This window comes from Salmonella sp. SAL04162, assembly GCF_046551535.1.
Taxonomy (GTDB): Bacteria; Pseudomonadota; Gammaproteobacteria; order Enterobacterales; family Enterobacteriaceae; genus Salmonella; species Salmonella enterica.
This window is the reverse complement of the sequence record NZ_JBGDVX010000001.1, coordinates 37,737-62,348: the sequence shown is the minus strand read 5'-3', so window position 1 is coordinate 62,348 and position 24,612 is coordinate 37,737. Positions and strand designations below refer to the sequence as shown.

General features: G+C 52.6%; 25 protein-coding genes. 11 read left to right on the top strand and 14 right to left on the bottom strand.

The genetic code is table 11. The annotated features are described in order from the left end of the window. Positions 1-86 precede the first annotated feature (86 nt). Positions 87-170, top strand: coding sequence for a small membrane protein YohP (gene yohP, locus ACLJRH_RS00305; RefSeq protein ID WP_000698460.1), 84 nt, complete (start codon positions 87-89; stop codon positions 168-170). A 57-nt stretch (positions 171-227) separates the two neighbouring features. Here the strand turns inward: yohP and dusC are convergent, their stop codons facing one another. The 6 genes from dusC to ACLJRH_RS00275 all read right to left on the bottom strand — a co-directional run bounded on the left by dusC (position 228) and on the right by ACLJRH_RS00275 (position 6,260). Beyond that, complete coding sequence (gene dusC / locus ACLJRH_RS00300; protein ID WP_001264834.1) at positions 228-1,166, bottom strand: tRNA dihydrouridine(16) synthase DusC; 939 nt, start codon at positions 1,164-1,166, stop codon at positions 228-230. 108 nt (positions 1,167-1,274) lie between these two features. Continuing rightward, complete coding sequence (locus ACLJRH_RS00295) at positions 1,275-2,468, bottom strand: 3-hydroxybenzoate 6-monooxygenase (protein WP_000150099.1); 1,194 nt, start codon at positions 2,466-2,468, stop codon at positions 1,275-1,277. Between the two features lie 14 nt (positions 2,469-2,482). Then, entirely contained in the window at positions 2,483-3,127 is a 645-nt protein-coding gene (maiA, locus tag ACLJRH_RS00290) for a maleylacetoacetate isomerase (RefSeq protein ID WP_000781183.1), read from the bottom strand. Between the two features lie 8 nt (positions 3,128-3,135). Beyond that, the gene (locus ACLJRH_RS00285; RefSeq protein ID WP_000170627.1) at positions 3,136-3,837 is read right to left on the bottom strand and encodes a fumarylacetoacetate hydrolase family protein; all 702 of its coding nucleotides are present in this window, start codon (positions 3,835-3,837) and stop codon (positions 3,136-3,138) included. A gap of 15 nt (positions 3,838-3,852) precedes the next feature. Next, positions 3,853-4,890 (bottom strand): gentisate 1,2-dioxygenase, encoded by a 1,038-nt coding sequence (gtdA, locus tag ACLJRH_RS00280; RefSeq protein ID WP_001289857.1) that lies wholly within the window; start codon positions 4,888-4,890, stop codon positions 3,853-3,855. An 11-nt stretch (positions 4,891-4,901) separates the two neighbouring features. After that, complete coding sequence (locus ACLJRH_RS00275) at positions 4,902-6,260, bottom strand: MFS transporter (RefSeq protein WP_000194222.1); 1,359 nt, start codon at positions 6,258-6,260, stop codon at positions 4,902-4,904. 125 nt (positions 6,261-6,385) lie between these two features. Between ACLJRH_RS00275 and ACLJRH_RS00270 the strand changes: the two genes are divergently transcribed. The 8 genes from ACLJRH_RS00270 to preA all read left to right on the top strand — a co-directional run bounded on the left by ACLJRH_RS00270 (position 6,386) and on the right by preA (position 13,367). Next, positions 6,386-7,294 (top strand): LysR substrate-binding domain-containing protein, encoded by a 909-nt coding sequence (locus ACLJRH_RS00270; RefSeq protein WP_000024658.1) that lies wholly within the window; start codon positions 6,386-6,388, stop codon positions 7,292-7,294. A gap of 131 nt (positions 7,295-7,425) precedes the next feature. Further along, entirely contained in the window at positions 7,426-7,824 is a 399-nt protein-coding gene (locus ACLJRH_RS00265) for a CidA/LrgA family protein (protein ID WP_000045719.1), read from the top strand. Continuing rightward, a complete protein-coding gene (locus tag ACLJRH_RS00260; protein ID WP_000989296.1) occupies positions 7,821-8,516 on the top strand; it encodes a CidB/LrgB family autolysis modulator in 696 nt (231 codons plus the stop codon). Before ACLJRH_RS00265 ends, ACLJRH_RS00260 begins: the two co-directional genes overlap by 4 nt. Positions 8,517-8,669: 153 nt before the next feature. Continuing rightward, a complete protein-coding gene (gene cdd / locus ACLJRH_RS00255; protein WP_000553526.1) occupies positions 8,670-9,554 on the top strand; it encodes a cytidine deaminase in 885 nt (294 codons plus the stop codon). 176 nt (positions 9,555-9,730) lie between these two features. Continuing rightward, on the top strand, positions 9,731-10,450 hold the full coding sequence (sanA, locus tag ACLJRH_RS00250) for an outer membrane permeability protein SanA (RefSeq protein WP_000920081.1): 720 nt from the start codon (positions 9,731-9,733) through the stop codon (positions 10,448-10,450). Beyond that, entirely contained in the window at positions 10,447-10,692 is a 246-nt protein-coding gene (locus tag ACLJRH_RS00245) for a DUF2542 family protein (protein ID WP_000605187.1), read from the top strand. The genes sanA and ACLJRH_RS00245 overlap by 4 nt, the downstream gene beginning before the upstream one ends. Before the next feature lie 204 nt (positions 10,693-10,896). Further along, complete coding sequence (locus ACLJRH_RS00240) at positions 10,897-12,138, top strand: NAD(P)-dependent oxidoreductase (protein ID WP_001136398.1); 1,242 nt, start codon at positions 10,897-10,899, stop codon at positions 12,136-12,138. Beyond that, on the top strand, positions 12,132-13,367 hold the full coding sequence (gene preA / locus ACLJRH_RS00235) for an NAD-dependent dihydropyrimidine dehydrogenase subunit PreA (RefSeq protein WP_000956095.1): 1,236 nt from the start codon (positions 12,132-12,134) through the stop codon (positions 13,365-13,367). The genes ACLJRH_RS00240 and preA overlap by 7 nt, the downstream gene beginning before the upstream one ends. 74 nt (positions 13,368-13,441) lie before the next feature. Here preA and mglC read toward each other — a convergent pair whose 3' ends face one another. The 6 genes from mglC to folE form a co-directional block, all read right to left on the bottom strand. Beyond that, complete coding sequence (gene mglC, locus ACLJRH_RS00230) at positions 13,442-14,452, bottom strand: galactose/methyl galactoside ABC transporter permease MglC (protein WP_001275101.1); 1,011 nt, start codon at positions 14,450-14,452, stop codon at positions 13,442-13,444. A gap of 15 nt (positions 14,453-14,467) precedes the next feature. Continuing rightward, positions 14,468-15,988, bottom strand: coding sequence for a galactose/methyl galactoside ABC transporter ATP-binding protein MglA (gene mglA, locus ACLJRH_RS00225; protein ID WP_023137554.1), 1,521 nt, complete (start codon positions 15,986-15,988; stop codon positions 14,468-14,470). 133 nt (positions 15,989-16,121) lie between these two features. Next, positions 16,122-17,120 (bottom strand): galactose/glucose ABC transporter substrate-binding protein MglB, encoded by a 999-nt coding sequence (gene mglB / locus ACLJRH_RS00220; protein WP_001036938.1) that lies wholly within the window; start codon positions 17,118-17,120, stop codon positions 16,122-16,124. A gap of 425 nt (positions 17,121-17,545) precedes the next feature. Then, entirely contained in the window at positions 17,546-18,568 is a 1,023-nt protein-coding gene (gene galS, locus ACLJRH_RS00215; protein ID WP_000628634.1) for an HTH-type transcriptional regulator GalS, read from the bottom strand. Between the two features lie 149 nt (positions 18,569-18,717). Then, positions 18,718-19,860 (bottom strand): DUF418 domain-containing protein YeiB, encoded by a 1,143-nt coding sequence (gene yeiB / locus ACLJRH_RS00210; RefSeq protein WP_001530341.1) that lies wholly within the window; start codon positions 19,858-19,860, stop codon positions 18,718-18,720. Between the two features lie 14 nt (positions 19,861-19,874). Continuing rightward, positions 19,875-20,543 carry a GTP cyclohydrolase I FolE gene (folE, locus tag ACLJRH_RS00205; RefSeq protein ID WP_001139611.1) on the bottom strand — a complete coding sequence of 223 codons (669 nt, stop codon included), beginning with the start codon at positions 20,541-20,543 and terminating at the stop codon, positions 19,875-19,877. A gap of 329 nt (positions 20,544-20,872) precedes the next feature. Here folE and fghA point away from each other — a divergent pair, with 329 nt between their 5' ends. Next, positions 20,873-21,730 (top strand): S-formylglutathione hydrolase, encoded by an 858-nt coding sequence (fghA, locus tag ACLJRH_RS00200; RefSeq protein WP_000425479.1) that lies wholly within the window; start codon positions 20,873-20,875, stop codon positions 21,728-21,730. On the opposite strand, the gene ACLJRH_RS00195 is transcribed toward fghA, so the two are convergent. Next, positions 21,719-22,108, bottom strand: a complete 390-nt coding sequence (locus tag ACLJRH_RS00195; RefSeq protein ID WP_000876817.1) for a helix-turn-helix domain-containing protein — start codon at positions 22,106-22,108, stop codon at positions 21,719-21,721. The two genes, fghA and ACLJRH_RS00195, sit on opposite strands and share 12 nt — an antisense overlap. A gap of 4 nt (positions 22,109-22,112) precedes the next feature. After that, positions 22,113-23,480 carry an L-serine ammonia-lyase gene (locus ACLJRH_RS00190; RefSeq protein ID WP_023136832.1) on the bottom strand — a complete coding sequence of 456 codons (1,368 nt, stop codon included), beginning with the start codon at positions 23,478-23,480 and terminating at the stop codon, positions 22,113-22,115. Between the two features lie 216 nt (positions 23,481-23,696). On the opposite strand from ACLJRH_RS00190, the gene serB reads away from it, so the two are divergent. Beyond that, the gene (gene serB, locus ACLJRH_RS00185; RefSeq protein ID WP_000022914.1) at positions 23,697-24,584 is read left to right on the top strand and encodes a phosphoserine phosphatase SerB; all 888 of its coding nucleotides are present in this window, start codon (positions 23,697-23,699) and stop codon (positions 24,582-24,584) included. Positions 24,585-24,612: the final 28 nt, after the last annotated feature.

The following is a 24,612-nucleotide window of genomic DNA, read 5'->3' as shown; positions in this document are numbered from 1 at the left end:
GTTAAACGTCGCCGCGCCCAACAAAGCAGCAGATGGCTTAATACTTTCCTATACTTTGTTTGTATTTACCAATAAAGGGACAAACAATGAAAATTCTTCTATGGGCAATCTTAATTATTTTTCTGATTGGGCTGTTGGTGGTAACGGGCGTGTTTAAGATGATTTTCTGATTCCTGCGCCGGGCAGCGATAGTATCTGTCCGGCACACGTTCTGGACGCTGTAGAGATTAGATTTTAATAGCCTGAATCGCCCGCGCAATCTCGGACGAACGGTTTAACGCCCGAATCGACTGAAAGAGTTCCGTCGCCTCAATATATTCCTTACGTAAATATCCCAACCACTGTTTAATACGCGCGACATGGTATAAACCGGTATCGCCCTGCTTTTCCAGTCGGGTATATTTTTGTAATAATGCAACCACTTCCGGCCACGGCATACGCGGCTCGTTATACTTCACCACCCGGCTCAGGTTAGGAATATTTAACGCCCCACGGCCAATCATCACCGCATCGCAGCCGCTGGCCGCCATACATGCCTGCGCGCTCTGCCAGTCCCAGATTTCGCCATTCGCGATAACCGGAATAGTCAGACGCTGGCGTATTTCGCCGATCGCCTGCCAGTCGATATGCTCGGCGCGGTAGCCCTGCGCTTTGGTACGGCCATGCACCACCAGTTCACTGGCGCCGGCCTGCTGCACCGCATCGGCGATTTCAAATTTTCTATCGCCGCTATCCCAGCCGAGACGCACTTTTACCGTCACCGGCAGATGCGACGGTACCGCGGCCCGCATCGCTTTCGCGCCCTGATAGATGAGTTCGGGATCTTTGAGCAATGTCGCGCCGCCGCCGCTGCCGTTCACCACTTTTGACGGACAGCCGCAGTTCAGGTCCACGCCATACGATCCCAACGCCGTCGCCCGCGCGGCGTTTTCCGCCAGCCACTGCGGGTGCTGGCCCAGAAGCTGAATACGCACCGGCGTGCCGGACGGCGTGCGGCTGGCGTGATGCAACTCCGGGCAGATGCGATGAAACACTTTTACCGGCAGCAGCTGATCCACCACGCGCACAAATTCGGTGATGCAGAGATCGTAATCATTCACTTCGGTCAGCAGCTCGCGCACTAACGCGTCGAGCACGCCTTCCATCGGCGCCAGTAAAACACGCATATCGGTATCCACAGCAAAAAAAGAGGCGCTATCATAACGCCTCTCTGCGATGAGCAAAACTTTTTGCCGGGTGGCGGCGCAAACGCCACGCTACGTCACGTAAAGCGCTCAACGCGGCTCAAGACAGTTATCTTCTTTCCAGCCGTACAGCCATTCGATACCGCGATAAAACGCCTCCTGCGATTTTCCTTTCCACAACAGATTACGTACCTGACGCTCCACCCCGGCGGCGTGATAGAGACGCCCCATCTCGCGGGTAGACCAGACGATACGCGCCGTGCGGGGAATACGCACCGACTCATACAGCGCAAATGCCTGCTGCGCGTCGCCGTCGCAGCGTTCCAGCGCTTTGCCCAGCGTGACGGCGTCTTCCAGCGCCATACAGGCCCCCTGGGCCATATATTGCGCCACCGGATGCGCGGCGTCGCCCACCAGAGTGATACGCTCGGTTCCCCATTTCGCGACCGGCTCGCGATCGGCGGTCGACCAGCGGCGCCAGGAGGTCGGCTTATCCAACATCTGACGCGGGCGGGGATGAATACCGGCAAAATAAGAGAGCACCTCTTCTTTACTGCCGTCTTTCACGCCCCACTCTTCTTGCTGGCGGCTGTGGAATGTCACCACCAGATTGTACTGTTGGCCTCCACGGAGCGGATAATGGACCAGGTGACAATGCGGGCCTGCCCACAGCACCGGTGCGTTAATACGTAAATCGTCCGGCATATCGTCGCAATCAATCACCGCCCGATAAACTACATGCCCCGTTACGCGCGGCGCATCGCCGAGTAAACTTTGCCGCACGACCGATTTAACGCCGTCGCAGCCCACGAGAATATCCGCCGTCCAGCTATTTCCCTGCTCATCAAACACCGTAACGTCATCCGGCGTCTGGCGGATATCGACAATATGGGTCGAGGTACGATACTCCACGCCAGGGTGCGTCAGCGCCGCTTCCCATACCGTTGCATGAATATCTACCCGGTGAATTACCGCATACGGCCCGCCAAAATGGTCGCGGAACGCCTGTCCGGTTTCAATGCATACCACTTCTTCGGCATTCACGGCATCCATCATGGTAATGTGATCGGTAAACACCGCACGCTGGCGGGCAACATCGCCCACCCCGAGACTATCCAGCGCCGAAAAAGCGTTCGGCCCAAGCTGAATACCCGCGCCAATCTCGCCAATTTCGTGCGCTTTTTCCAGCAGCATGACTTTTATTCCCTGGCGCGCCAGCGACAGCGCGGTCGCCGCGCCGCCGATTCCGCCACCTACAATAATTGCGCTTGTCACGTGAGTCATGGTCATTCTCCTTTTCAGGCCGGGATTTTATCTTGTTGATTTTCCGGCGCGGCGGCAATAAACGCCGGTAGCTGTACGCAGGCGTCATAAACGGCTTTACAGCGCGGATAGCCTGATAAATCGCAGCCCATCCTGAGCGCATTCGCCCACTGAGGAATCAGGCAGCAGTCCGCAAGGCCTGGCGCGTCGCCCACGCAGAATCGGCCGGACTGACTTTTACGCAATAGCTGCTCTACCGCGCTTAACCCTTGCTGTATCCAGTGGGCGTACCAGCGTTTTTTATCCTCTTCGCTAACCTTCAGCTCATCGGTCAGGTAGCGCAACACGCGCATGTTATTGATTGGGTGTATATCGCAGGCGATAGCGTAAACAATTTCCAGCGCCTGGCTGCGCGCCGGGTCGCTCGTCGGCAGCAGCGGCGTTTGCGGAAAATGTCGGTCCAGCCAGTCGACGATGGCCAGCGATTGCCCCAACGATTCGCCGTCATCAGTGACCAGCGTCGGCACCAGGCCTACCGGATTCATCCGTCGGTAGGCCAGCGCATTCTGCTGGCCGATACGAATATTGACGCCCACCGTCTGGTAATCAATCCCCTTTAACGCCAGCGCAATACGTACACGATAAGACGCCGAACTATTAAAGAAACTGTACAGCTTCATCGTTCACCTCAGACAATTTTCACAGCAATCGGCGTCAGACCTTCTACGTTCCCGGTGATGACATCCCCTTTCACCACGGCGCCCACCCCCTCTGGCGTACCGGTGAAAATCAAATCGCCTGGCTGCAATTCAAAAAAGCCGGACAAATAGCTGATGGTTTCATTCACCGACCAAATCAGATGACGAATATCGCTGCGCTGATGGTCTTCGCCGTTAACCTGTAGCCAAATAGGGGCGTTATCCACATTATGCGTTTCAGCGGCTTTGTGTAATGGCGCAATGGGCGCGGAGAGATCGAACGCTTTGCCAATTTCCCACGGGCGTCCCATCTGACGCATTTCCATCTGACGATCGCGACGCGTCATGTCCAGACCGGTGGCGTATCCCCAGACATATTCATGGGCTTTTTCCAGCGGGATATCGCTCCCCTTTTTACCAATCGCCACCACCAGCTCAATTTCATAATGGTAGTTATCGGTCTGCGCCGGATACGGCAGTTCCAGGGTATCCCCCGCCACTACCGGGACGACAGCGTCCGCTGGTTTACAAAAGAAGAACGGCGGTTCGCGATCGGGATCAAAGCCCATTTCACGGGCATGGGCGGCATAGTTGCGACCCACGCAGTAAACGCGACGTACCGGAAACTGCTCATCACTGCCCGCCACTGGTACTGTCACCGGGGCCTGCGGCTGGAATACATATTTGGTCATGTTCTCTCTCCCTAATTAATAACGTGCTTCGCGGAACAGCCCCAGGGCTTCCTGAACCGGCTTGTCCGAAAAGCTGAATAACACCGTGTCTTCGCTGCTACGAAACGACACCTCATGCCAGGTCGGCGCCACAAAAATGTCTTTTGCGGAAAAATGAAAAGTTTCGTTGCCGATAGTGACCTGCCCTGCCCCTTCAACGACGTGGTAGATAGTGCTGTCGGTGCTCCGCGCCACACGAGAGGCAAAGCCTTTTGGCAGCAGTTGCAGGAACGCGCCCATTGACGGCATCGGATAACCGCCGGTGACGGGATTAACGTAACGCAGCTTGTAACCTTCCCACTCATCCGGATCGCCCATACGGGTCAGATCGTGCAGCGCCTCGCGGCTGCGGTCGTAACGGTAGTTGAAAATCGGCGACGAGTTCCCGCGCTGGTGGCGCAGCGGCAGCATATTCGCTGCATAGCGCGGCAGATAATCGCCCTCTTTTCGCGTCACCGGCTGCTGATCTTCGGGATAGTCTTCCGCAAACCCACAGCCCAGGAGGTTGACTAACGGCAGATCCAGACCATCCAGCCATACCACCGGCTCTGACCCCGGATTACCATGATCGTGCCAGCGCCACTGCGGCGTCAGGATAAAATCGCCGGTATGCATTGGCGTGCGCTCGCCGTCCACCGCGGTAAATGCGCCTTTACCTTCGACGATAAAACGCAGCGCCGACTGGTTATGGCGATGACTCGGCGCGACTTCGCCGGGCAGGATCAGCTGTAAACCAGCGTATAAGGTCGCCGTGATCGACGACTGACCGCGCAATGCCGGATTTTCCAGCACCAGCACCCGGCGGATCGCCTCTTTCGCGCCAATGACATTGCCGCTTTCCATCAGTAGCGGACGAATTTCCTGATAATTCCAGTAGGCCGGCGCGCAGTTGGCGTTTGGCGTCTGCGGTACCAGGTGATGTAACGATTCCCACAGCGGCGTCAGATTCTGCCCAGAAATATGCTGGTAATACTGCTGACGGCTATCTTTTACGTTCTGATTTATTTCAGACATGGAGATTCTCCTTATTCGTTTACGACGCTGGCACGCGGCAGGTCGTCAGGTACAGAAATCGAAAGGCGGACAACCACCGTCAGCAGGGTAAGCATTACCGCGCTGATAGCCGCCGGAATAGCAATGACAAAAAACAACGTATCGAAAGAGAAATTGAGGGCCATCATCATGCCGCCGGAGAGCGAACCGACAATCGCCCCGCAGCGTCCAATGGCGTTCGACCAGCTCACGCCCGTCGCCCGGCTTTGGGTGGGGTACAGCGTCGCCGTCAGAGCATTCAGCCCTACCTGGGAACCGCTAATACCGATGCCAGTACCAAAAATCGCCAGCGCCATCAGCCAAAGGCCGTTTTCGCTCAGGCCTATCATGACAATGCAAACCGCGCCCAGCGCATAGCTCACCGCCAGTACCCGGAACGGGTTAAGCCGGTCCATCAACACGCCGAGTAACAGCGCGCCAAGCGTGCCGCCAACCTGGAATGCGGCAGTCACCCACGACGCCTGTTGCAGATCAATACCGCGATGGTTAAGTAACGTCGGCATCCAGCTGGAAAGCAGATAGATAATGAGCAGGCTCATAAAGAACACCACCCATAACATCAGGGTAATGACAAGCTGTCGCCCGGCAAAAAGCTGGCGAATACTGCCTTTGGCGACGGCTGCCGTCTCATGCAGAAAGAATTGCGTATCGTGATAGCGCTCGCCGGTAATGGCGCTGACCGTCCGGGCGACAACGGCTTGCGGTAGTTGGCGACGTACCTGCCAGCGGGGAGATTCCGGCAGCGCGAACAGCAGGCCGAAAAACAGCATCAAAGGCAAGATGCCGCCTAACGCCAGAATTCCGTGCCAGCCAATCAGCGGCACCAGTTGCGCGCTCACAATCCCGCCCATCGCCGACCCCAGGGTAAAACCGCAGAACATCAGCGTGACCAGCGCTCCGCGTCGACGAGCGGGAAGGTATTCCGACGTCATGGTGATGGTATTCGGCATCGCTCCGCCCAGTCCCAGACCGGTTAAGAAGCGCAGCAACACCAAGGTTTCTATATCCGGCGAGAAAGCGGAAAGCAGGCTCAATGCGCCGAATAGCGCCACGCAAAGCTCAATGACCCGCTTGCGGCCAAAGCGATCCGCCAGCGGCCCGCATAGCAGCGCGCCGGCCGTAAGCCCCAGCAGCCCTGCGCCAAACAGCGGCGCAAGTTCGCTGGCGCTTAGCTGCCAGTGGGTACGAATATCCGGGGCGATGAAGCCAATCGCGGCGGTGTCAAAACCGTCGAGCATAACCACCAGAAAACAGCAGATGATAACGCGCCACTGCATTTTGCCGACGGGCGCGGCATCAATAAGGGCTTGTAGATCACGTCGTTGAGTCATAGCTAATGCCTCAGTGCAGGGAGATAGATGTTGTTTTTATGTTTGCTATGTTACGAGTTTGTAGAGGTAGCGATAAAATGTACAATGGCTTTTCAGGCAGAGACATAACCTGGAGGTTATAGCGAATGGCGAACTGGGCGCAGAAATTGAAATTACATCACCTGCAAACGCTGGTTGCGCTGGGCGAACAGGGCAACCTGACGCACGTCGCCCGGATGATGAATATCTCCCAGCCGGCGCTATCGAAGTGGTTATCTCAACTCGAAGATGAGATAGGCATCACGCTTTTTGAGCGCCACAGTAAAGGGCTACGGCCCTCGGAAGGCGGTAAATTACTTCTCCAGCACGCCCAGCGCCTAATTAACGATCTGGAGCGTTCACAGTATGAAATCGCCCGTTTCAAGCAGGGCGGCCTGGTTGGCAGCCTGAAGATCGGCTGTTCGCCCGTGGCGACTGACTGCGTATCACAGGCGATTCTGAGCCTGCTTAACGAAATGCCGACGCTGCATCTGAATATTGAAGAAAAGGTAATGACGCCGCTGCTGCACGATTTGCTTGCCGGTCAGGTGGATGTGGTGGTAGGGCGTGTCGGCGGCCGCGCCCTGCAACTGCCGCTTAATTATCAGGTACTTTATACCGAACCGGTCTGCTTTGTGGCGCGTCCGCACCATCCGCTGGCCGCGCGAGCGCAGATCGCCTGGAGCGATCTGGCGCACTGGCGGTGGATAGTCTGGCCAACCGGCACCCCTATTCGCATCAGTATTGATAACGCCCTCGTCGATAACGGCGTCATGCTCCCGGAAAACACCATTGAATCGGCGTCAATGAACGTCAGCACCAATTTGCTGCAAAGCAGCGATATGATCTCTATTCTTTCTTTACGGCTGGCGCAACGCTATGCCAGCCAGGGGCAACTGGCGATTTTAAACTTGCCAAAAATTGAGCAAAAAGGCAGCGTAGGGATGTTCTGGCGTAAGAATGAGACGCCGTCTTTGGCCCTGAGTCGCTTTTTGTATTTTTTAGCCCAGGTTTAACGCCGCCGACCAGGGGCATTGCCCGATGTTCCTGCTGTCTATACCCACTATGCTAAGAATTCATGATGTGATCGGTAGCACGTTTTAACGTTTAATTGTATGATGAATCCATCTCATCAAGGGCTTTAAACATGAGTAAGTCACTGAATATTATCTGGCAATATATACGCGCTTTTGTATTGATTTATGCCTGTTTGTACGCAGGCATTTTTCTTGCATCACTGCTTCCTATCACTATTCCCGGCAGCATTATCGGGATGTTAATTCTGTTTGTGTTGCTGGCGCTGCAAATTCTGCCGGCAAAGTGGGTTAACCCCGGCTGCTATGTGCTGATTCGTTATATGGCGTTGCTGTTTGTGCCGATTGGCGTTGGGGTCATGCAATATTTTGATTTACTGCGCGCGCAATTCGGCCCGGTGGTGGTCTCTTGCGCTATCAGTACGCTGGTCGTTTTTGTGGTCGTAAGCTGGAGTTCACATCTGATACACGGTGAGCGTAAAGTGGTTGGGCAGAAGGGAACGAAAAAATGATGACATATATCTGGTGGTCGTTACCGCTGACGCTGGCGGTATTTTTCGCCGCCCGCAGACTGGCGGCGCATTTTAAAATGCCGTTGCTGAATCCGCTGCTGGTGGCAATGGTAGTCATTATTCCTTTTCTGTTGCTGACCGGTATTCCCTACGAGCATTACTTCAAAGGCAGCGAAGTGCTTAACGATCTGCTGCAACCAGCGGTAGTGGCGCTGGCCTATCCCCTTTATGAACAATTGCACCAGATTCGCGCGCGTTGGAAATCCATTATTAGCATCTGTTTTGTCGGCAGTCTGGTAGCGATGATTACCGGGACATCCGTTGCCTTGCTGATGGGCGCAACGCCTGAAATCGCGGCATCGGTACTGCCTAAATCCGTGACTACGCCTATCGCGATGGCGGTGGGCGGCAGCATCGGCGGCATCCCTGCGATCAGCGCGGTATGCGTAATTTTTGTCGGTATTCTGGGCGCGGTGTTTGGCCACACGCTGTTAAACGCGATGCACATCCGTACTAAGGCCGCACGCGGGCTGGCAATGGGGACCGCCTCACATGCGCTCGGTACTGCGCGCTGCGCCGAGCTGGATTACCAGGAAGGCGCGTTTAGCTCCCTGGCGCTGGTGATCTGCGGCATTATTACCTCGCTGGTAGCGCCCTTTTTGTTTCCGCTCATTCTGGCGGTAATGCGCTAACGACGGGACAAAAGACCGGGTTAAAATTTGCGATACGTCGCGCATTTTTCATTTAAGTTTCACAAGTTGCATAAGCAATGAGATTTAGATCACATATTAAGACATAACAGGCCCGTAAACTACGGTTCCATTACATTGTTATGAGGCAACGCCATGCATCCACGTTTTCAAACTGCTTTTGCCCAGCTTGCGGATAATTTGCAATCAGCGCTGGCCCCTATCCTGGCGGACCACCATTTTCCCGCCATGCTAACCGCAGAGCAGGTCTCGACGCTTAAAAATACGGCGGGACTGGACGAAGACGCGCTGGCTTTCGCACTGTTACCTCTGGCGGCGGCCTGCGCCCGTACCGATTTGTCCCATTTTAACGTCGGCGCGATTGCGCGCGGCGTTAGCGGCAACTGGTATTTCGGCGCGAATATGGAGTTCCTGGGCGCCACCATGCAACAAACTGTGCATGCTGAACAAAGCGCGATTAGCCACGCCTGGCTACGCGGCGAAAAAGGGCTCGCCGCCGTCACCGTTAACTACACGCCTTGCGGCCACTGTCGCCAGTTTATGAACGAGCTGAACAGCGGTCTGGATCTGCGCATTCATCTGCCGGGCCGCGCGCCGCATACGTTACGCGATTATCTGCCTGACGCTTTCGGGCCAAAAGATCTGGAGATCAAAACGCTGCTGATGGACGAGCAGGATCATGGCTTTACGTTAACGGGCGATACGCTAACGCAAGCGGCGATTACGGCAGCCAATAAGAGCCATATGCCTTATAGCCACTCACCGAGCGGCGTGGCGCTGGAATGTAAAGATGGCCGTATTTTCACCGGCAGCTATGCGGAAAACGCCGCCTTTAACCCTACGCTTCCCCCACTGCAAGGCGCGCTAAACCTGCTGAGTCTCAATGGCTATGACTATGCGGATATTCAGCGCGCGATTCTGGCGGAAAAAGGCGATGCGGCATTAATTCAATGGGATGCCACCGCCGCAACGCTGAAAGCGTTAGGTTGCCATAATATTGACCGCGTGCTTCTCGGCTAAGCAAATGTGCCGGATAGCGACGCCCTGGCGTCTTATCCGGCCTGACTCTCCTCTCCCGCGACCCGATACAAGGGAAATCATGCTGAAAATCTCCGCAATCAGACGGCGGTTTCTTGCGCTACGTCTTCGGGTACAGTAGCCTGATCGTACTTTCATCCTGGTATCGAGTTTCCTGCATGTTAAAGCGCGTGTTTTACAGCCTGTTGGTCCTGGTAGGCTTGCTGCTGTTGACGGTGCTTGGCCTCGATCGGTGGATGAGCTGGAAAACAGCGCCCTATATCTATGACGAGCTACAGGATCTCCCCTACCGCCAGGTTGGCGTCGTGTTAGGGACAGCCAAATACTATCGCAAGGGTGTCATTAATCAGTACTATCGTTATCGTATCCAGGGCGCGTTAAACGCTTACAATAGCGGTAAAGTCAATTACCTGCTGCTCAGCGGCGACAATGCCCTGCAAAGCTATAACGAACCGATGACCATGCGCAAAGACCTTATCGCGGCGGGCGTCGATCCTGCGGACATTGTGCTTGATTACGCTGGCTTCCGTACGCTTGACTCCATTGTGCGTACCCGCAAAGTGTTTGATACCAACGACTTTATTATCATCACTCAGCGCTTCCACTGCGAACGCGCCTTGTTTATTGCGTTGCATATGGGCATTCAGGCGCAGTGTTACGCGGTACCTTCGCCCAAAAATATGCTGACAGTGCGCCTGCGCGAATTTGGCGCCCGCTTTAGCGCGCTGGCGGATCTCTATATTTTTAAACGCGAACCGCGTTTTTTAGGCCCGCTGGTACCTATTCCCACGCAGCATCAGGTGCCGAATGACGCCCAGGGGTATCCGGCCGTTACGCCGGAACAATTGCTTGAACTGGAAAAGAAAAAAGGGAAATGATCATGGATGTACAGACGATATTTGTCATATTAGCCTTTCTGCTACTCCCGCTTTTTTGCTTCCGTGAGGCCTGGAAAGGCTGGCGAACCGGCGCGGTAGATAAAGTTGTCAAAAATGCGCGAAAACCGGTTTATGTTTATCGCCATGCCGATCCCGTACAATATTGGTCTTATCTTTTTCTTTATACCGGTTGCGGTTTTTTATTTACTGGAATGATTATTTATCTTCTTTTTTATCGTTAATCTATTTATTACTCCTTTAAAATTGAGAATAGTTATTATTATGATATAAGGAACAAATGCTGTTTTGCATTCTGGTTTCATTTTTTTGTGAATTCTTTCACAGAATACCCTTCTTTCAATGCTTAGGCTGGCGGTAGATTTTGGATCATTAAAACGCGTTATTTGCGTTTCGCCTTAATTTATTCAAGCATTAAGGAAGATTATATGCCGCAACAAAATTATCTGGATGAACTCACGCCTGGTTTTACGCCATTACTGGCAATAAAAGAGGCTTCCCGTTGTTTATTATGTCACGATGCGCCCTGTAGTCAGGCTTGCCCGGCGCAAACCGATCCGGGGAAATTTATTCGTTCTATTTACTTTCGCAATTTTAAAGGCGCAGCGGAAACTATCCGGGAAAATAACGCGCTTGGCGCCGTCTGCGCCAGAGTCTGTCCGACGGAAAAATTGTGCCAGCGCGGATGTACACGTTCCGGAATAGATAAACCTATTGATATTGCACGCCTGCAACGTTTTATTACCGATTTTGAACAGCAGACTGCCATGCAGATTTATCAGCCCGGGAGTAAAACACGCGGGAAAGTCGCGATTATTGGCGCGGGTCCGGCAGGTTTGCAGGCAAGCGTGACGCTAACGCATTTAGGCTATGACGTCACCATTTACGAAAAACAGCCGCAGCCCGGCGGATGGCTGCGTCACGGCATCCCGGCATTTCGTCTGCCGCAAAGCGTACTCGATCAGGAAATTGCCCGCATTGTAGAAATGGGCGTCAATATTAAATGTAATTGTGACGTGGGCGGGTCGCTATCGCTTGCGCAACTCAAAGCCGAATATCGCGCCGTGCTGATGACCATCGGGATGTCCTATGGATCTGATTTACCGTTATTTGAGCAAGCCAGTCACGTAGAGATTGCCGTTGATTTTTTACAGCGCGCCCGTCAGGCCGACGGCGATATTAGCGTTCCGCGTAGCGCATTAATTATTGGCGGCGGCGACGTAGCGATGGATGTCGCCAGTACGTTAAAAATTCTCGGCTGTCCTTCCGTCACCTGCGTGGCGCGGGAAGAATTAGCCGAATTCCCCGCCAGCGAAAAAGAATTTACCAGCACGCAGGCATTAGGCGTATCGATTATTGATGGTTTTACGCCTGTCGCCGTCAGCGGAAATAAAGTGACCTTCCACCATGTACGCCACTCAGGAGAACTGACGCTGGAAGCGGAAAATATTATTTTGGCCGTGGGGCAGCACGCGCGACTGGATACCTTTGCGGAGATAAAAGCGCAGCATAATATTATCGACACGCACAATTATCAAACCGACGACCCGGCGATCTTTGCCGCTGGCGATATTGTTAAAGGCGATAAGACCGTCGTTTATGCGGTAAAAACCGGAAAAGAAGCCGCTCAGGCTATTCATCATTATTTAGAGGAGGCCTGCTCATGTTAACAAAAGATTTGTCTGTTACCTTTTGCGGCGTTAAGTTTCCCAATCCGTTTTGTCTTTCTTCTTCTCCGGTAGGCAATTGTTATGAGATGTGCGCCAAAGCCTATGATACCGGCTGGGGCGGGATCGTTTTTAAAACCATTGGTTTTTTTATTGCCAACGAAGTCTCTCCACGTTTTGATCACCTGACGAAAGAAGATACCGGTTTTATTGGTTTCAAAAACATGGAGCAAATTGCTGAACATCCGCTGGAAGAGAATCTGGCCGCCATTCGACGGCTAAAACAGGATTATCCGGATAAGGTGCTGATTGCTTCCATCATGGGGGAAAATGAGCAGCAGTGGCAGGAACTGGCGCGTCTGGTTGAAGAAGCCGGCGCAGATATGATTGAGTGTAACTTCTCTTGCCCGCAGATGACCTCGCACGCCATGGGAAGCGATGTAGGGCAAAGCCCGGAGCTGGTTGAAAAATACTGTCGCGCCGTAAAACGCGGTTCATCTTTGCCAATGCTGGCGAAAATGACGCCGAATATTGGCGATATGTGCGAAGTCGCGCTGGCCGCCAAACGCGGCGGAGCCGACGGTATCGCCACCATCAACACCGTGAAATCCATTACTAACATCGACCTGAACCGCAAAATCGGGATGCCGGTGGTTAACGGTAAATCCAGCATCTCCGGTTATTCAGGAAAAGCGGTGAAACCCATTGCGCTGCGTTTTATCCAGCAGTTGCGAATGCACCCTGAACTGCGCGATTTCCCGATTAGCGGTATCGGCGGCATTGAAACCTGGGAAGACGCTGCCGAATTTCTGCTGCTGGGCGCGGCGACCCTACAGGTGACGACAGGAATTATGCAATACGGTTACCGCATTGTAGAAGATATGGCGAGCGGCCTCAGCCACTATCTGGCCGATCAGGGATTTGCCTCATTACAGGAGATGATCGGGCTGGCGAATGGCAATATTATCCCGGCGGAAGACCTGGATCGCAGCTATATCGTCTATCCGCGGATTAATCAGGAGAAATGCGTCGGCTGCGGACGTTGCTATATCTCCTGCTATGACGGCGGTCATCAGGCGATGGAGTGGGATGAACACAGCCGCACGCCGCATTGCAATACGGAAAAATGCGTCGGTTGTCTGCTGTGCGGTCATGTCTGCCCGGTCGCCTGTATTGATTTAGGCGAGGTCAAATTTAAAAAAGGCGAAAAAGAGCACGCGTTAACGCTGTAGCTCGCGGTATGAAGCCCGGCGCGCAGTTTCGCTGCGCCGGGTTATCTGATAAGCAAGGCAATAGGTCTGGATAACTACTTCTTACGCGCGTATTTCAGCGAGTCCAGCGCCACGGCGAAAATGATAATGCCGCCTTTGATAATGTACTGCCAGTACGGGTTTACCCCGATATAGGTCAGGCCGTAGTTGATGACGGTAAAGATAATGACGCCGGTCACCACGCCGAAGACCGTACCCACTCCGCCGCTAAACGATACGCCCCCGACAACGCACGCGGCAATCGCATCCAGTTCATACATAAAGCCGAGGTTGTTGGTGGCAGAACCAATACGCCCAGCTTCCAGTAAGCCGCCGAAAGCATAAAACACGCCGGAGAGCGCATAAATCATCAGCAGGTTCAGCGCCACGTTTACTCCAGAAACTTTTGCCGCTTCCGGGTTGCCGCCAATAGCAAAAATGTTTTTACCAAAACGGGTCTTATTCCACAGCACCCAGACAAACGCTACCGCAATCAGGGCGTAAAAAGTGATGTAGGAGAGCCGGAAACTGCCCATCGCCACAAAGCCCTGCGCAAAGGTGGAAAAGCCGCTGTCAAAGCCGGAAATGGGCGAAGCGCCGACAAAGTCATAGTAAAGGGAGTTGATCCCATAAACGATAATCATCGTGCCAAGCGTGGTAATAAACGGTGTCACGTTCAGGTAAGCAATAATGATGCCGTTCACCAGGCCAATCACCGCGCCAATCGCGCAGACAATCAGGATGACCAGCGCAATCGGCATGGTCGCCATTTCCGGAAACACTTTGTTGGCGTTTTCCATTGATTGCAGTAATGTTGCCGCCACGACCGCCGCCAGCCCTACCTGACGCCCCGCCGACAGGTCTGTCCCCTGGGTGACGATGAGTCCCGCCACGCCCAGCGCGATAATAATACGTACCGAAGATTGCGTCAGAATATTACTTAAATTCAGCAAACTTAAAAAAGTCGGGTCCTGGAAAATAATAATCGCCAGCAACACTAAAAGAACGACGTAAATTCCGCCCTCTTTCAGCCAGGTCAAAAAGCTTTTCTTGTTTAACGCACTCATAAGGAGCCCCTGATCTTAAAGGTGCAAAGAAGCAAGACGCAAAATTTCGTTTTGCGTTATTGTTTTAGTATCGACAATGCCGGAAACGAGACCGTTACTCATCACCAGGATACGATCGGTAATCCCTAACAGCTCCGGCATTTCAGAAGAGATAATGATGATCCCCTTGCCTTTTTTCGCCAGTTCCGCAATAAGCTGATAAATTTCAAATTTTGCGCCGACATCAATGCCGCGGGTCGGTTCGTCCAGCATTAATATTTCCGGCTGCGTTAATAGCCAGCGACCAATGATCACCTTCTGCTGATTGCCGCCGGAAAGCGAACCAATTTGCGTGCGATGCCCCGGCGTTTTTACCCGCATGGAATCAATGACCCATTGGGTGTCGCTTTTCATCCGGGAATTATCCAGTAACCCCACTTTATTTTTATAATTACGGATATTCGAAATTAATGAGTTAAATCCGATATCCAGATAGGCGTAAATTCCGGTGGAACGACGCTCTTCCGTCACCAGCGCAAAACCGTGGTTAATCGCTTCGTTCGCAGTGTGATTATTAATTTTCTTGCCATGTAAAGTGATTGTCCCGGACGACTTCTCACGAATGCCAAACAGCGTTTCGACGATATCGGTACGCTTTGCCCCAACCAGACCGGCAATGCCCAGAATTTCGCCCTTGTGCAAATCAAAGGAGACATCGCGAATGGAAGGCTGGCGCAGCGAGGTCAGGTTACGTACCTCCAGAATCACGTCGCCCGGCTTATTTTCTTTATCCGGAAAGCGCTGGTTCAAGGAACGCCCGACCATCATCGCAATGATCTTATCCATATCCAGCCCTTCCAGCGGCTGGGTGGCAATCCACTGACCGTCGCGCAAAATAGTAATTTCATCGCACAATTGAAAAATTTCTTCCATTTTATGCGAGATATAAACAATTCCGCAGCCGCGTTCTTTCAGCTTGCGAATAATGGTGAACAGATGATTAACCTCTTTCTCAGTTAACGATGAGGTCGGTTCATCCATAATAACGATCTTAGCGTTATAGGAAAACGCCTTCGCAATTTCGATCATCTGCATTTGCGAAACGGATAACGTTCCTACGCGCGCGCGTGGGTCAATATCGATATCCAGTTCATCAAATATCGCTTTGGTATCCTGGTACATTTTATCCTGGTCGACAAACATACCTTTGGTGGGATAACGTCCCAACCACATGTTATCCATGACCGAACGTTGCAATACCAGATTTAACTCCTGATGTACCATCGAAATCCCATTCTCCAGCGCTTCTTTCGCCGAATGGAAGTCCACTTCTTTTCTCTGAAATACAATGCTGCCGGAATCTTTTTGGTAAATACCGAAAAGACATTTTAATAATGTTGATTTGCCTGCGCCGTTTTCGCCCATTAATGCATGAATAGAGTACGGACGAACGTTTAAGTTGACATTATCAAGCGCTTTCACGCCGGGAAATGATTTGTTAATGCCACGCATTTCCAACAAATATTCACCCGACGACGGAGAGATCGTGCTGCCCATAATGATACCCTGTCGGCCTTTTTAATTATGACTATCCGCGCCGGATGGCAAAAGAAATACGTTATCCGGTCTGCGGCACGTCACCCTTCCACGGTTTCAGGGCGCAACAAAATTGCGCCCACAGACGGAAAAGTTATTTTTGGGTAAATTCGCTCAGATTGTCTTTGTCCACGCCGACATAAGGCACGCGCACGATTTTGTTCTCAATCTTCCAGCTGGTGCCGTCAGCCGCGCCCTTGCCTTCGGCGAGGTTTTTCGCCAGATCGAATGTCGCTTTCGCCTGATTGTTGGCGTCATTCAGTACCGTACCGGCCATCGCGCCCGATTTCACCAGCGCCAGAGCTTCCGGTAACGCATCGACGCCAAAGACCGGAATCGACGATTTATTATGCGCTTTCAGCGCCTCTACCGCGCCCATCGCCATCGCATCGTTATTCGCGATAACCACTTCAATCTTGTTAGCGTTCGGGCCAGACAGCCAGGCATCCATCTTATCTTTTGCCTGCGCGGTATCCCACATGGCGGTGTCTAACGCCAGTTGCTCGGTCTGAATACCTTTAGCATTTAACTCTTTCACCACATACGTCGTACGGGCTTCCGCATCCGGGTGCCCCGGCTCGCCTTTCAGCAGAACATACTGAATTTTACCGTCTTTATTCAGATCCCAACCCTGATTCGCCTGCCAGTGTTTGGCAATCAAGTCGCCCTGAATCACACCGGATTCTTTAGAGTCAGTCCCGACATAATACGCCTTGTCATAGCTGTCCAGCGCTTTGCGGGAAGGCTCTTTGTTAAAGAACACCACCGGCACATTTTGCCCGCGCGCTTTCTCAATCACCGTACCGGCGGCTGCCGGGTCGACCAGGTTAATCGCCAGAGCTTTAACCCCTTTCGCCAATAAAACGTCAATTTGATCATTCTGTTTGGACTGATCGTTTTGCGAGTCATTCATCAGTAGCTGAACATCCGGCGCGGATTTGCCATCTTTTTCAATAGCCTTACGCACCACGGACATAAAGTTATCGTCATATTTATAAATCGTCACGCCAATACGAGTATCAGCCGCGTGCGCGTGCGCGCCGAATAACAGACTTGCCATCACGGCAGAAAGGGTCAGTACCTTCTTATTCATGGTAGCTCCGGTTTTATTATGTAGGGTATAGCGTAAAAAAATGCCCGGCTGTTCAGCACGTTAACGCGTGTTACTGAACGCCGAAGCGTATTTAGAGCCTATCCCACCAGGCGTTATTGGCGCAGCCAGTTTGGACACGGACAGCGCTCGCCAAAACGCTAACGCGTTTTGGCGAGCACTGCCCAGGTCCAAAATGGCAAGTAAAATAGCCCTAATGGGATAGGCTCTTATTCAACTCTTTATTTTTGTCCGGTAGTCGCGGGATATTGTGATAACGGTTTTTATAAGCGAAATACCCCAGCAAAACTGACAACTAACTGTTACACATTAGTTACAGTGCGACAAACGTTGTCATCATAGCTATCACAATGTTAATAAACTGTGAATTTACTCACAGATTGAAAACGGTTACATGCGGTGCGTAATCAGTTAGTGATCAGTACCGCATTCTGTCGCCACGCCACCGAATGGCGCCGTACCAGGGTCGGCATGAAGCAGTGCGTCGCCGTGATATCCAGCGTGCCTGCGGCCCCCTGTAACGCCAGCTCGGTCGCGATTTTCGCCATAGAAGCAATAGGATAGCGCACGGTAGTCAACTGAGGATCGGTATAACGAGCAATAGGGATATCATCGAAACCGATGACAGACAGATGCAAGGGAATGGCGATGCCGTTATCTTTTAACGCCGTCAGCGCGCCCGCCGCCATGTTATCGTTATAGGCAAATACCGCCGTCAGTTGCAGATTGCGTCCCAGCAACTCAACCATTGCCGACTCGCCGCCCTGCATATCCGGCGTGCCGGTGCCAATCCAGCTCTCCGACGCAGCAACCCCCTGCTCTTGCAGCGCGTGTAACCACCCTTCTCTGCGCATCGCGTCATCTTCAATACGGTGGCTGGAGGCCAGGTAGCCGATGCGTTGATGTCCATTATTCAGCAACATTCGGGTCGCCATTCTGGCGCCGCTCACATTGTCGAGACAGACACAACGATGCGCATAACCCGGCACGATACGGTTAATCAGCACCATGCCGGGGATCTGATCCATAAAGTCGCTCAGCTCGCGATCGGTTAAGGCTTTTGAGTGAACAATCAATGCGTTACAACGCTGACGGATCAAGACTTCAATCGCATGACGCTCTTTTTCCGCCTCATGATAACTGTTGCCAATGAGAACATATTTCTGGTGCTGCTGCGCGACCAGATCTACGGCTTTCACCAGAGCGCCGAAAAAGGCATCGGAAACATCCATGACCACGACACCGATGGTATCGCTCACCTGGGTGGCCAGCGCTTGCGCATTCGCATTTGGCCGATATCCCAGCAGGGTGACGGCCTGCATAACGGCGTCACGGGTGTCGGGACTGACCAACGCGCTGTTATTCAGTACGCGGGAAACGGTCGCTACAGACACGCCAGCCTGGCGCGCTACATCACGAATGGTGATCATATTCACTGCCCTGTTTGAGTTCAAAAATGCTCACAAATGCCCCGTTAGCAGGCGGCTATTTTGTCAGCACCCTGCCCAGGGCTGCGTGAGAAACATCACAGGGATGGAAACGGTTACAGCCATTTTGTTAATGAATGTGATCCAGATCGTTATCTGAACGATCCTGACGCGCGCAACGTGAGTTGACGCCATAACCACTCGACCGGTCCCTGTCGCCAGAAACGTAGCCAGATGACGGAAAAGAGAAGGTTTATTGCCCATACCGGAACGACAAAGAACAAGAGTTCCAGTCGATTGAATTCCATAAATAAGCCAAACTGATAAAACAGCGTGGTACAGATGATCGTCTGCAGCAGATAATTGGTCAGCGCCATTCGCCCTACGCAGGCAATGGCAAGCGTCAGTCTGCATCGGCTAAGCTGCGGCCAGAAGCCAAACATCAGCGCGGCATAGCCCAGCGTTTGCAACGGCGCGCTCAGTTCGCGCGGCGCCTGCAATAAGAAGGCGCACCAGCGGTACGCCCAGTCCAGCCGCCATTGTAAGATGACCGCAGGCAGGTTGATCATTAGCCCTAACGCCACCAGCAGAATCCCGGTACGGCGATAGTGCCGCAGACTGTACTGACCTTTCAGCCAGCCGCTACGCATTAGCGCGGCGCCCAGCAGCATCATACCCGCCAGTTGCCAGCCATACTGCGCGCCGAGCGCCAGTAAACTATTCGACAGCATCTCTGCCCGGTTGCTGATAGCCTCCATGCCGCCGTTCAGCTTCCAGTATTTTTCATACAATATTGCCGACGCATCCGGCGTCCAGGCGCGGCTGGTTTCGCTACTCGATACCACACCCAGCAGCAGTAGCACGCCAATCCCGACCAGATAAAGGAGTATGCCGGTATTAAACAGGCTTTTTACCGAAGGCGCGTCGCGTACCAGTCGCCAGCAAATTAACCCGACCAGACCGTAGGCCAGCAGAATGTCGCCGTCCCAAAAGAATAACGCATGGATAAAACCTAACAGTACCAATAGCGTTAAGCGCGACTGAATCCACTGTTTACCACGCGGAAGCAGCATTTGTAGCCCCGCGCCAAACAACAACGCAAACAGCGTAAGAAATTTAGCCTGCGCCACAATATCGAGAATCGCCCAGGACCAGGCGTCTTCGGGAACGATCGCACCATACCAGGCGGGATTGAGATAAGCCGCCTTCGGCAATCCAAAGGCGCTAATGTTAAGAAGCAGGATACCGAGGATAGCGACGCCACGTACAAAATCCAGCGTGACATTACGCTCCATCGTCTCCGCCTTAATCATGGATGATGGCGAACGGCACGCAGAAACTCCTGGCGCGTATTCTGGCTGGACTTAAACAATCCGCCCAGCGATGTCGTCGTCGTGGCGCTGGTTGCGTCACGAATACCGCGCGCTTTCACGCAGTAATGCACCGCATCAATCGATACCGCTACATTATTGGTGCCGAGCAAGGTTTGCAGCGCCGTCAGAATTTGTTGGGTCAAACGTTCCTGAACCTGCGGACGCTGGGCGAAGAATTGCACGATACGGTTAATTTTCGACAGGCCGATCACAGAATCTTTGGGGATATACGCGACAGTCGCTTTGCCATCAATGGTCACGAAGTGATGTTCACAGGTGCTGGTCAGCGTGATATCGCGGACGGTGACCATTTCATCCACCTTCATTTTATTTTCAATGAGGGTAATTTTCGGGAAATTGGCATAGTCGAGGCCGGCGAAAATCTCGTCAACGTACATCTTAGCGATACGATGCGGCGTTTCCATCAGACTGTCATCGCTCAAATCGAGATTCAGCAACTGCATAATCTCAGTCATATGCCCTGCGATAAGGCTTTTTCGCGTTTCATTATCCAGTTCATCCATAGGCGGGCGCAGCGGCGTTTCCAGCCCCCGGGCAACCAGCGCGTCATGAACCAGGGCCGCTTCTTTACTGAGTGATGGCATTAATCGTGTTCTCCTGCAGGTGTGGCGCCTCTGCCCTGCATGGGGCAAAGTTTGTCAATATTGTGACAGTGTGATTATTGTGCGTGAGGTAGCGCACATAATCCAGTATTCACGCCCATAATTGTTGAAATTGTCGCTGCCTTTCATGACATCTTTTCCGGTGCGGGAATGATGGCAGGACAAAGGGCATATTTGTTAACGCAACGTTATTTAAATGATGAAGCATGTTTATGTATTACGGAAGTGAAAGTTACTCACAACGCGGTGAATAATCTGTATTATGAAGAATCTGCATACCTTATCAGGTTCACTATAAAAGGAGCCCCCGCATGGAAATGCTCGAAGAGCACCGATGTTTTGGCGGCTGGCAGCAGCGCTGGCGTCATCATGCCGCCACGCTAAACTGCGCCATGACATTCAGCATTTTTCTTCCGCCGACTCAGGATAATGAACCGCCTCCGGTACTGTACTGGCTGTCCGGGTTGACCTGCAATGATGAGAACTTTACCACCAAAGCAGGCGCGCAGCGTATCGCAGCAGACCTGGGCATTGTATTGGTGATGCCGGATACCAGTCCACGCGGTGAACAGGTCGCCAACGATAGCGGATACGATTTAGGCCACGGCGCCGGGTTTTATCTCAATGCCACACAGCCGCCCTGGGCCAGCCATTATCGCATGTACGATTACCTGCGCGATGAGCTTCCGGCGCTCATCCAGACACAGTTTAACGTCAGCGACCGTTGCGCCATCAGCGGGCACTCGATGGGCGGCCACGGCGCGTTAATCATGGCGCTGAAAAATCCGGGCAAATATACCAGCGTCTCTGCTTTTGCGCCCATCGTCAACCCCAGCCGCGTGCCGTGGGGAATCAAAGCGCTTACCGCTTATCTCGGCGAAGATGAATCAGCCTGGACTGAGTGGGATAGCTGCGAATTAATGCTGGCCAGCCAGCCGCAGGACGCCATTCCTGTGCTCATCGATCAGGGCGACAGCGATCAATTCCTCGCCGATCAACTTCAGCCAGCCGTACTGGCGGAAGCCGCGCGGCAAACCGCCTGGCCGATGACGCTACGAATCCAGCCCGGTTACGATCATAGCTATTATTTTATTGCGTCCTTCATCGAGGACCATCTGCGCTTTCATGCCCGGTATTTACGGGGCGAGCGTGAGACGTCACCAACATAATGAATTTTCCAGCGCCGCGCTGTAATTCACCTCCTCCGACTGCGGCGCGGAAGATTTATTATTTAAATCCGCGGCCTGCTGGCGTACCTGAAGGCGGCCGCTCCCCTCTCCGCCTTCATAACTTTCGTGAAAATTACGCAGCTCGGATTCAAACAGCACCGCATCAAGATTATGCAACTTATCCAGCGCCCGCAGGAGAGAAATTAACGTATCAAGATTGAGCCCTCCCCCCTTCTCGATACGCTTGATGGTGGCGATGCCAACGTGCGCGCGATCGGCAAGCTGCTGCTGGGTCATCGAAAGAGACAGACGCGTCTCCTTTAAGCGAGCGCACAACGACAGGATAATCTCGTCGTTATTCATCGTATTGTATTTCACGCTGTTACCCTCTCTTGCGCGGCTGAATTTTCCCCAGCGAACCATGATACGTTTCACGGTATTTAGCGCTCATATCTTTACCGGTCTCGTACATCGCAGCAATGATCTCATCGAGCGAAATACAGGGTTCGCTTACGCGACTCATCGCCATCGTCGCCGCGTTTATCGCTTTCACGGCAGAGATGGCATTTCTCTCTATGCAGGGAATTTGTACCTGTCCGCCCAGCGGATCGCAGGTCAATCCCAGATGATGTTCCATGGCAATTTCAGCGGCGCTCAGCGTTTGCTCCACGGATGCGCCCATCAGTTCAGCCAGGCCCGCCGCCGCCATTGAGCATGCCACGCCGATTTCCCCCTGACAGCCAACTTCAGATCCCAGAATAGAGGCGTTTTGTTTAAACAACATCGCGATAGCGGCGGCGGTCAGGAAGAAACGGGTCAGAGCACCGGGCTCCAGCGGCGTGACAAATTTATCATACCAGCAGAGCGCTGCCGGAATGATGCCGCACGCGCCATTGGTTGGCGCGGTAACAATCTGTCCGCCGCTGGCATTTTCTTCGCTTACCGCAATCGCGAAGGCATTGACCCAGTTCAGCGCGGTTAAAAAATCGCTGGCGGAACGGTTAGCCTGTAACGTCTTATGTAACGCACAGGCGCGCCGCGGTACCTGATAGGGACCGGGTAATACCCCCTCAGTATGCAGGCCGCGATAAACCGCCTGCTGCATCACGTCCCATATTTGCGCCAGATAATTCTGCAACGTCTGTGGCGAGTGGCGGCACAGCTCATTTTTCATCATCAGCGCCGCCACGGACAGGCCGTTACGCCGACACAGCGCCAGCAACTGCGCGGCATGACTAAATTCAAAGGGCGACACTGTACGCAAAGGAAGCGATGGCGTCAGCGGCTCGCCATGTTTGCGAACCTGTCCGGCGCCGGTCGAAAACCAGGTCTCTTCATACACAGTGAAATAATCATCTCTGGCGCGAAACGTCATGGCATAAGGATGGCCTGGATGCGCCTGGTGATTGGCGATAATCTTGACTTTTATCGTGATTCCGCCCGCGTCAGAGAGCGGGAGTTCGATTTTGTTTTCATTTTCCGCACGCTTAATCACCGCCATATGCGAACGGAGATCGACATTCTCCGGCTGGCAACCCAGCAGCCCAAGATAAAGGGCGGTATCCACATTGTGGCACTTGCGGCTTAACGATAACGCGCCATACAGCTCGATTTCAATTTTCCGAATTAGCGGCAACGTCTCTTGTTCTCTGAGCAATGAAATAAAGTGACAGGCGGCGCGCATCGGCCCTACGGTACGTGAGCTGGATGGACCTATTACTATTTTGAATATATCAAGGCAACTCTCCATCGTTATATCAATCCTTTCAGTGTCATTCGCGTTCAGTAATAAATAACATCCTCGCACAGTTGGCATATCAAAAGTGATACCTTTTGTGTCTGAACTTTACCTGGTATCAAAAACAACGCTTTTTTAGCCCTTTTCTGGCTGTGATATCTGTGATAGCACGAGATTCCACGCCGCAAAAGAGTCATTATAATACCCGTAAATTAAGGGAGTTATCATATGAGCATTATTTATTTTATTACTACACAGGATATCGATACGTTTCAGAAAAAATTACAGGAAACGTTATTTAATGCCGTCACCATGCCGTTTCCGCTATTATTTGATAAACGTTATGCCGCGCTTATCAATACTGCTTATTTAAAGCTTACGCTGCCAGCGGAATGTCTGACGCCTGAATTTTATCGCTATTTACGCGAACTCTCATTGCAATGGCAGTTTGATTTTTTTATTAAGCCGCAGCCACTGCCTGCTAACGGTATTATCGCGTTTGATATGGACTCGACATTTATTGCGGAAGAAGGCGTGGATGAAATTGCCCGCGAGCTTGGCATGTCGACGCAAATCACCGCCATTACCCAACAGGCGATGGAGGGCAAGCTTGATTTTAACGCCAGTTTTACCCGACGTATCGGAATGTTGAAAGGCACACCGAAAGCAGTGCTGAACGCCGTATGCGATCGCATGACCCTTTCGCCAGGCCTGTTAACTATTCTGCCAGTCATCAAGGCCAAAGGATTTAAAACCGCGATTATCTCCGGGGGACTGGATATATTCACCCAGCGTCTAAAAGAACGGTATCAACTGGATTATGCCTTTTCGAATACGGTTGAAATACGCGATAACGTTCTGACGGATAACATTACTTTGCCGATTATGAATGCCGCAAACAAAAAACAGACGCTGGTTGACCTGGCTGCCCGGTTAAATATTGCCACGGAGAATATTATTGCCTGCGGTGATGGCGCCAACGATCTGCCGATGTTAGAACATGCTGGCACCGGTATTGCCTGGAAAGCGAAGCCGGTTGTACGGGAAAAAATCCACCATCAGATTAATTATCACGGTTTCGAATTGCTTCTTTTTCTTATTGAAGATGAATTATAACGCGACTCACCTCGCCGGAAGGGAATTT

Bases quoted from the DNA above. Each gene is read 5' to 3' on its own strand.
- yohP (WP_000698460.1), top strand. From the start codon at position 87: ATGAAAATTCTTCTATGGGCAATCTTAATTATTTTTCTGATTGGGCTG.
- dusC (WP_001264834.1), bottom strand. From the start codon at position 1,166: ATGCGTGTTTTACTGGCGCCGATGGAAGGCGTGCTCGACGCGTTAGTG.
- ACLJRH_RS00295 (WP_000150099.1), bottom strand. From the start codon at position 2,468: ATGACTCACGTGACAAGCGCAATTATTGTAGGTGGCGGAATCGGCGGC.
- maiA (WP_000781183.1), bottom strand. From the start codon at position 3,127: ATGAAGCTGTACAGTTTCTTTAATAGTTCGGCGTCTTATCGTGTACGT.
- ACLJRH_RS00285 (WP_000170627.1), bottom strand. From the start codon at position 3,837: ATGACCAAATATGTATTCCAGCCGCAGGCCCCGGTGACAGTACCAGTG.
- gtdA (WP_001289857.1), bottom strand. From the start codon at position 4,890: ATGTCTGAAATAAATCAGAACGTAAAAGATAGCCGTCAGCAGTATTAC.
- ACLJRH_RS00275 (WP_000194222.1), bottom strand. From the start codon at position 6,260: ATGACTCAACGACGTGATCTACAAGCCCTTATTGATGCCGCGCCCGTC.
- ACLJRH_RS00270 (WP_000024658.1), top strand. From the start codon at position 6,386: ATGGCGAACTGGGCGCAGAAATTGAAATTACATCACCTGCAAACGCTG.
- ACLJRH_RS00265 (WP_000045719.1), top strand. From the start codon at position 7,426: ATGAGTAAGTCACTGAATATTATCTGGCAATATATACGCGCTTTTGTA.
- ACLJRH_RS00260 (WP_000989296.1), top strand. From the start codon at position 7,821: ATGATGACATATATCTGGTGGTCGTTACCGCTGACGCTGGCGGTATTT.
- cdd (WP_000553526.1), top strand. From the start codon at position 8,670: ATGCATCCACGTTTTCAAACTGCTTTTGCCCAGCTTGCGGATAATTTG.
- sanA (WP_000920081.1), top strand. From the start codon at position 9,731: ATGTTAAAGCGCGTGTTTTACAGCCTGTTGGTCCTGGTAGGCTTGCTG.
- ACLJRH_RS00245 (WP_000605187.1), top strand. From the start codon at position 10,447: ATGATCATGGATGTACAGACGATATTTGTCATATTAGCCTTTCTGCTA.
- ACLJRH_RS00240 (WP_001136398.1), top strand. From the start codon at position 10,897: ATGCCGCAACAAAATTATCTGGATGAACTCACGCCTGGTTTTACGCCA.
- preA (WP_000956095.1), top strand. From the start codon at position 12,132: ATGTTAACAAAAGATTTGTCTGTTACCTTTTGCGGCGTTAAGTTTCCC.
- mglC (WP_001275101.1), bottom strand. From the start codon at position 14,452: ATGAGTGCGTTAAACAAGAAAAGCTTTTTGACCTGGCTGAAAGAGGGC.
- mglA (WP_023137554.1), bottom strand. From the start codon at position 15,988: ATGGGCAGCACGATCTCTCCGTCGTCGGGTGAATATTTGTTGGAAATG.
- mglB (WP_001036938.1), bottom strand. From the start codon at position 17,120: ATGAATAAGAAGGTACTGACCCTTTCTGCCGTGATGGCAAGTCTGTTA.
- galS (WP_000628634.1), bottom strand. From the start codon at position 18,568: ATGATCACCATTCGTGATGTAGCGCGCCAGGCTGGCGTGTCTGTAGCG.
- yeiB (WP_001530341.1), bottom strand. From the start codon at position 19,860: ATGGAGCGTAATGTCACGCTGGATTTTGTACGTGGCGTCGCTATCCTC.
- folE (WP_001139611.1), bottom strand. From the start codon at position 20,543: ATGCCATCACTCAGTAAAGAAGCGGCCCTGGTTCATGACGCGCTGGTT.
- fghA (WP_000425479.1), top strand. From the start codon at position 20,873: ATGGAAATGCTCGAAGAGCACCGATGTTTTGGCGGCTGGCAGCAGCGC.
- ACLJRH_RS00190 (WP_023136832.1), bottom strand. From the start codon at position 23,480: ATGGAGAGTTGCCTTGATATATTCAAAATAGTAATAGGTCCATCCAGC.
- serB (WP_000022914.1), top strand. From the start codon at position 23,697: ATGAGCATTATTTATTTTATTACTACACAGGATATCGATACGTTTCAG.